General features: G+C 45.0%; 5 protein-coding genes. 1 reads left to right on the forward strand and 4 read right to left on the reverse strand.

Going from position 1 to position 7,323, the window contains the following annotated elements:
- Positions 1-94: 94 nt before the first annotated feature.
- From miaA to tsaE, 4 genes are read right to left on the reverse strand one after another with little or no spacing between them, the layout of a single operon-like run.
- Positions 95-1,027, reverse strand: a complete 933-nt coding sequence (gene miaA / locus R7P74_RS21870) for a tRNA (adenosine(37)-N6)-dimethylallyltransferase MiaA (protein WP_005395375.1) — start codon at positions 1,025-1,027, stop codon at positions 95-97.
- A complete protein-coding gene (mutL, locus tag R7P74_RS21875) occupies positions 1,024-3,036 on the reverse strand; it encodes a DNA mismatch repair endonuclease MutL (RefSeq protein WP_262634473.1) in 2,013 nt (670 codons plus the stop codon). Before mutL ends, miaA begins: the two co-directional genes overlap by 4 nt.
- 18 nt (positions 3,037-3,054) lie before the next feature.
- Positions 3,055-4,764, reverse strand: coding sequence for an N-acetylmuramoyl-L-alanine amidase (locus tag R7P74_RS21880; RefSeq protein ID WP_005381374.1), 1,710 nt, complete (start codon positions 4,762-4,764; stop codon positions 3,055-3,057).
- Positions 4,758-5,222, reverse strand: a complete 465-nt coding sequence (gene tsaE / locus R7P74_RS21885) for a tRNA (adenosine(37)-N6)-threonylcarbamoyltransferase complex ATPase subunit type 1 TsaE (RefSeq protein ID WP_005381372.1) — start codon at positions 5,220-5,222, stop codon at positions 4,758-4,760. The genes R7P74_RS21880 and tsaE overlap by 7 nt, the downstream gene beginning before the upstream one ends.
- A gap of 277 nt (positions 5,223-5,499) precedes the next feature.
- On the opposite strand from tsaE, the gene queG reads away from it, so the two are divergent.
- The gene (gene queG / locus R7P74_RS21890) at positions 5,500-6,627 is read left to right on the forward strand and encodes a tRNA epoxyqueuosine(34) reductase QueG (protein WP_005381370.1); all 1,128 of its coding nucleotides are present in this window, start codon (positions 5,500-5,502) and stop codon (positions 6,625-6,627) included.
- Positions 6,628-7,323: the final 696 nt, after the last annotated feature.

Consider the following 7,323-nt stretch of genomic DNA (forward strand, 5'->3'; position numbering starts at 1 on the left):
CTCTAAGTAATTAGCAGCATAGTATAAAAACCGCCAACAACAGATCCTTTGAGAGTGCGTTCACGCAAAAACGATCACATTATACACAGCTATGTCAATCAGATGCTATTGCTTCCGACATCGTTTCTAATGCCTGTTCAATGTTCTCGCTATCCAACCAAGTTAAATCATCCCAGCTGCGTAACCAGGTGATTTGACGCTTGGCCAATTGACGAGTCGCGCATACGCCACGAAATACCGCTTCGTCACGTGTACACTCCCCATCTAAATACTCCCACATCTGTCGGTAACCGACGCATCGTATGGAAGGAAGATCGGGGTGAAGATCTTTTCGCGAATGTAACGCTTTCATTTCTTCTTCAAAGCCCGCTTCCATCATCTTCTCGAAACGGAGTTCAATCCGACGGTGAAGTTCTGCCCTATCCTTGGGAGCTATTGCAAACTGCTTGACTCGGTATGGTAGGCTTTCACCTTTCGTTTGAGTCAATTCAGTTAAAGTTTTACCTGAAATGCGAAAAACTTCCAATGCCCGAGATAAACGTTGGGGATCATTGGGATGGATTCTCGCAGCTGACACAGGATCAACCTCTTTGAGTTCATCGTGCAACACTGACCAACCTTTAGTCAATGCCTCTTGTTCAATTTGCTGACGAATTTCAGGATTTGCAGCAGGAAGTGGTGATAAACCTTCAAGTAACGCCTTGTAATACAGCATTGTTCCACCCACAAGAAGTGGAATTTTTCCTTCTGCAACAATATCATCCATCGCTTTCAATGCATCTCGACGAAAGTCGGCGACAGAGTAAGATTCACTTGGATCCAAAATATCTATCAAGCGATGAGGCGCCAAACTTAACTCTTTTTCATCCGGTTTCGCCGTACCGATATCCATCCCTTTGTAGATCAAAGCAGAATCAACACTGATGATCTCAACCGGAAATTTTTGACGAAGACGAATCGCCAGCTCAGTTTTGCCTGATGCAGTTGGCCCCATTAAAAATAGCGCCAAAGGTAGTTTATCTGTCATGGTTTTAATTTGGCTATCGTGGCAGAGAAATCAACAGCGGATACGAATTTTGTATCTTCTAATGGCAATTGACCATGTCTTAGCTGTTCAAGTTCCGCAATAATTTGAATGGCTTCAGAAAAAGTATAGTGACTCTTCACTGTCGTGACCTGTAATGCGAGCCAATCTATCAACTCAGACAGCATCTGAGCCGCTGCTATACCTTCGTTCACACAAGATTGCGCGTAAGATAACAGATCTGGTACTAAATTTTGTAAGTTTTGTTGACGCAGCGGAGCTGGGACGCCCATCACCATTAAGGCGTGCTCGTTTCTCGCTTTCAATTGAATACCAAGCAATGCCAAATCTTGTTGATAATCTTGGGCCAGTCTCACTAATTCGGCCTCTAACTTAATAGATAGAGGAACAAGCAGAGGTTGTGCCTTGAGTGCACCATCGCTTGGAGAAAGCTGGCCTTTTACACGATAAAATTCTGCTCTAGGTAACGAGACTAACGCCGCCCCACTGTCACTGCTCATCAAAACAAATTGTTCATCGACCACCATCAGCGCTTTGCCCAATGCAGTAATCGATGGCATTGATGTGTGCGAAGTTATCGTTTGGGGCGCTATTGGAGTGACTGCCTGAGCCTCAAACTCTGGCGTTTTCAACAGCTCGTGATAAGCGCGTACTTCTTGTTTAGTTGGCGCTGGTTCTACGTGGCGCTCTTTACTGTGACTTGGCTTTGGTGCAGGTTTGGATTCCACCCAATCATTACGTTTGAATGACTCCACTACGCGCGCCTCTCGCACGGAGGTTTCACTAGGACCGCTATTACGAGGCTTCACTTCATAATCACTGCGTCCAGGATAAGCCGGTGTACTCTCTATCGCTTGATAAACCCGCTCTGGTACTGGTGAAGATGCTGGCTCTTGTACTTTTTCAGGCTCTGGCGAATGCTCAATCTCTTCGGACTCAGTCGGTTCCGCGCGATGAAATGCCGATTCATTCACCTGTGGTTTATCAATCACGGCGCTTTGCGCAAGTGCATCCGTCAAAGCTTGATAGATGAAATCATGCACCAAACGAGCTTGGTGGAAACGCACTTCATGCTTAGCAGGGTGAACATTCACATCTACTTGGTGCGGATCTAGCTCAATAAAGAGCACATACGCTGCAAACTGATCTGGCTTTAAGCTCATTTCATAGCTTTGACGAATCGCGTGATTGATTAATTTGTCACGCATCATTCGGCCATTCACATAGCAATATTGTAAATCGCTTTGCTGCCTTGCTCCCTCTGGTGTGGTAATCCACCCATGTAACTTTAACCCTTGATGCTCAAGCTCGATTCTGAGCATATGCCGCACAAACGCATTACCGCAGACAGCAGCAATACGCTTTTCGGTTTGAAGCTGATTTTTCGCCGCGCGATATTGACGGATGATCTTGCCGTTATGACGCACATTGATGGTGACATCAAAGCGGCTTAACGCAATGCGTTTCAATAACTCATCAATATGAGCAAATTCGGTTTTCTCCGTACGAAGAAACTTGCGACGCGCTGGAGTATTAAAAAATAAGTCCAACACCTCAACGGTAGTGCCAATCGGGTGCGCTGCTGGCTTAAGCTTCACCTGCATATCACGCCCTTCGGAGTAGGCACTCCAGGCTTCTTCTTGTGCCGCAGGACGCGACGTGAGCGTCAAACGCGAGACTGAGCTAATACTGGCTAACGCTTCACCGCGAAAACCTAGACTCATAATGGCTTCGAGATCATCTAAGGTATGTATCTTAGATGTCGCATGACGACTGAGCGCTAAGCCGAGTTCATCTTTCGCGATACCTTTTCCGTTATCACGAACACGAATCAGCTTTGCGCCTCCTTTCTCGATATCGATATCGATTCGAGTTGCGCCAGAATCAAGACTATTTTCAACCAGCTCTTTAATCACAGAAGCAGGTCTTTCGACCACTTCCCCTGCGGCGATTTGGTTTGCAAGTCTGGCTGGCAAAATTTTAATCGTCATAATGAGTTAGAAGCTCACCTACTTGTTTGGAATGATCAGGACTTGCCCAACCGCTAGCTGATCAGAGCGTAAGTTATTCGCTTTACGAATGCTCGATACGCTAACGCCGTATTTGGACGCTATTTTGCCAAGGAACTCACCCCGAGAAACCTTGTGCTTACGAATCGGTTTATCTTTTACCGCGACCGTTATCTTCAACTTTTGCCCTACCCACAAGGTATCTGACTTCAAGTTATTCTCTCGGCGGATATCTGAAACCTTCACTTTATAGTGATTCGCAATCTTACCTAAGAACTCACCAGACTTAACCTTGTGCGTAATGGTTTCTGTCTCAACAGTAATCGGTTTACTTGGCACTTTAATCGTACCAGCAGAAGGAATGTTGAGCTTCTGACCAATTGCCAAGCCTGTCGACTTCAAGTTGTTTGCCGACATCAGCGCTTTAGAGCTAAGCCCATATTTGTTCGCGATCACCGATAATGACTCGCCACGCTTTACAATATGTACCATTGGCTTCGCTGAAGGCGAGAACACCGTCCCCTCTGGTGGGTTATCTTTTAAGTACTTGACGACCGCCTTAGTGATAGCCTGAGCTAACTTATCTTGGTGCGCTCGTTGAAACAGTAAACGCTCTTCTGTTGGGTTAGAAATAAAGCCCGTTTCCACTAGCACAGACGGAATCTGTGGAGAGCGTAAAACCGCAAGGCTGGTGTTGATCGGTTTGGTGTTATGTAGGTGCGCAACACGTCCCATCTCACCTAGGATTTCTGTTGCCAGCTTATAGCCTTCTTTTTGTGAATGACTAAACTGCAAGTCCAACAAAGTTTGGTTCACGTTACGATCTTTTGTCTTCGTGAAGAACGCATTACCCGAGCCGCCCAATAACTCAGACTGTTTCTCATGGTTCTCGACCCAACGAGCAATTTCGGTATTTGCACGACGAGTATTTAGTACGAAGACCGATCCACCGCGAGGCTTCGGTGAAGTAAACGCATCTGCGTGAATGGAGATCAGCAAGTGCGCATCATTTTCACGAGCAATCGCGACACGACGGTTTAAGTTTACAAAATAATCTCCCGTACGAGTCATGCGCGTTTTAATACCAGGAGTCGCATCGAGCTGAGCAGCAATTTTTCTTGAGATACTCAATACCGCATCTTTCTCGTACTTACGACGTGAAGGGCCAATAGAGCCAGGGTCTTCCCCACCGTGACCAGGGTCGATAACAATTAACACTTCTTGAGCTCGTTGAACTGAACTCATGTCTTTGCTGGCCGCCGCTGGCTTACTCGGTTTAGAGGTCGATGCCTTCTTACCGTGCGGTAAATCAATCACCAAGCGGTGACCATACTGCCCACCTGGTGTTGGGCTTAATTTAAATAATTCCGCTTGAACGCTCTTTTTTAGTTCAAACACCAAACGATAAGTGCCCTTCTCTGGAGGCGAGCTTTTTCGTACCAGTTTTAAAACAGGGCTATCCGTAACAGTAACAGGCAGTTTGGCCTGCATCGTCGTGCTTTTTAAATCCACGACAAGGCGATCCGGCCCTGATAAAGAGAAATAGGAATAGTCAGCTTCCGAGCCTAAATCGATGACAACACGCGTTTCATCAGGTGAAGGCCAAACTCGAAAACTCTTAACGACGTTAGCAAATGCTAAATTGGGGATGAGAAGGAGAAAAGTGGCGACAAACGTCGCCACTACTCTAAAATTTGAAAAACTCAACATAGCTCCAATCGACTGAGTAACTGCACACCATAATCATTATTAGCTGTTAGTTCGGCTACACGTTGCTCACCTTGGTAGCGAATGTTTACATCAAGATCCGGTTGTGGCAGTAAGCCATGCCCTTTTTCAGGCCATTCAACCAAGCAAATCGCATCGTCTGTGAAATAGTCTCGAATCCCCATAAACTCAAGCTCTTCAGGATCCGCAAGACGATAAAGGTCGAAGTGATATACTTGCCACTGATCCAACTGGTACGGTTCGACTAGAGTATAAGTTGGACTTTTCACGTTACCTTGATGACCAAGAGCACGGACAAAACCACGACTAAAGGTTGTTTTACCTGCACCCAAATCACCATGCAGATAAATTGTGGTTTGCTGGGAACAAAGCTGAGCCAAAGCGGTGCCTAGTGCAACCGTTTCATGCTCATCTTTTAAATTGAATTGTTTCGTGCTCATTGATGCTTCTCTAACTAATGATCGTTGACTATATAAAAATCAAAAGAACAGGAATAGTAAACCGTGTTGGTTTTGAGAGACAAGCTTTCAAATGTCATATGTGCGAAAAAAGTATCCAATAAACGGTATCTTAATCATCTTAGTATCGACCTAGATTTAGAATATATGCAAATGACTTCAATAAGCAGTATTCACAACATCAAAAACGTACCTAACTGGGTAGCACCAAAGCCAGAGATCCGTTAAGATCCGCCCCCCCTTTATTCCGGTGGTTAACATGAACTACGAACAACTCGCACAACAAATCAAAGTTTGGGGAAAAGAACTCGGCTTCCAAAAGGTTGGGATCTGCGACGTTGATCTGAGTGAACATGAAGCAGCACTACAAAAATGGCTTGATGCAGGCTATCACGGCTCAATGGATTGGATGGCTCGTCACGGTATGATGCGTGCTAGACCCCATGAGCTACTCCCGGGAACCGTTCGTGTTATCAGCGTCCGGATGGACTATCTGCCACCAGAGGCTCAATTCGCTTCAAACCTCGCGAATAAAAGTCATGCCTATATTAGCCGCTACGCACTAGGGCGTGATTATCACAAGCTCGTCAGAAAGCAGCTAAATAAACTCGGCAAACTTATTGAACAAGAGGTTGGTCAATATGGTTACCGACCTTTCGTTGATTCCGCACCAATATTAGAGCGACCTCTCGCCCAAAAAGCGGGCTTAGGTTGGACCGGGAAACATTCCCTGATTTTAGATCAAGACTGTGGATCGTGGTTCTTTTTAGGTGAACTACTTATCGACTTACCACTACCCGTAGATGAGCCAAGCGTTGATCAGTGCGGTAAATGCAAAGCATGCATTACATCATGCCCAACACAAGCCATCGTTGAAGACAAAGTTGTCGATGCCAGGCGTTGTATCTCTTATCTCACCATCGAGTTCGATGGAGTGATTCCTGAAGAGTTTCGAAAGCCAATGGGTAACCGCATTTATGGTTGTGACGACTGTCAATTGGTTTGCCCATGGAACCGCTACGCCGACATAACGGAGCAAGATGATTTCCACCGTCGTGACAGTTTCAAAAACCCTGACCTCGTCGACATGTTTAACTGGGATGAAGCGACTTTTCTAAAAAATATGGAAGGCTCCGCTATCCGTCGTATTGGTCATATACAGTGGCTACGTAACATCGCTGTCGCACTTGGTAATGCAGAATATAGTCAGCGAATCATAGATGCGCTGGAAAGTCGGCAAGGTGAAAATAAATTACTTGATGAGCACATTAAATGGGCTTTGACAGAGCAACTGAATCAACTCCCCACTGAGAGTAATTCATCTATAGAGACGAAAAAGCAACGCTTAATAAGGATAGTCGAGAAGGGACTGCCGAGAGACGCATAGAGCGTAGTCTATATGCAAGAGATTGAAAGTACTTTTGCATGTTCAATTCATGACCTTGTTCTCAATTTTGTAATGTGGAAAAAAATTTGAGATTCAAGAAAAACAAGCTAGCAGAAAAAAGTTAAACACAGCTCGGAGAAATGACTAGGATCAAAAAAACACCAGTTAATGATCGTATTTTAACGTACTCGATCCGACAAAAAACTTATTTTTTCTTTATATAACAAAGAGTTAATTGGTGTTTCTTTGTTGTTTCCACTTCATTTTAGAGAAAAGATCTTTCTTCCCCATCATAAAAAGTCAAGCTAAAAACACTTTATCAACCAACTTATCCACAGAACGACGTATGTGGATAACTCTGTTAATTAAAGTAGATAAAACACGCGAGGCCTCATCATACTTGTACGTCAGCCGATTCATATCGTGTTTTAAACACAAACGAAATCGTCCGACATCATATGATGCGGATAAAAGTTTAGCTTTTGGGGATTCATGCTTCGCAGCATTATGAAAAGAGCGATGTGATTGGTTGCGAGAAGCAGGCGTTGAATCAAGCGGCGCATCCGTAGACGACTTAACAATTGTATACTAAATAAGTACTCAATCTATCGTCTTGTATTTGGTTGCGGGGGCCGGATTTGAACCGACGACCTTCGGGTTATGAGCCCGACGAGCTACCAAGCTGCTCCACCCCGC

Source organism: Vibrio sp. 2033, assembly GCF_033339735.1.

What these genes read in the sequence shown, in the direction of transcription:
- miaA (WP_005395375.1), bottom strand. Translation starts at nt 1,027, where the DNA reads ATGACAGATAAACTACCTTTGGCGCTATTTTTAATGGGGCCAACTGCA.
- mutL (WP_262634473.1), bottom strand. Translation starts at nt 3,036, where the DNA reads ATGACGATTAAAATTTTGCCAGCCAGACTTGCAAACCAAATCGCCGCA.
- R7P74_RS21880 (WP_005381374.1), bottom strand. Translation starts at nt 4,764, where the DNA reads ATGTTGAGTTTTTCAAATTTTAGAGTAGTGGCGACGTTTGTCGCCACT.
- tsaE (WP_005381372.1), bottom strand. Translation starts at nt 5,222, where the DNA reads ATGAGCACGAAACAATTCAATTTAAAAGATGAGCATGAAACGGTTGCA.
- queG (WP_005381370.1), top strand. Translation starts at nt 5,500, where the DNA reads ATGAACTACGAACAACTCGCACAACAAATCAAAGTTTGGGGAAAAGAA.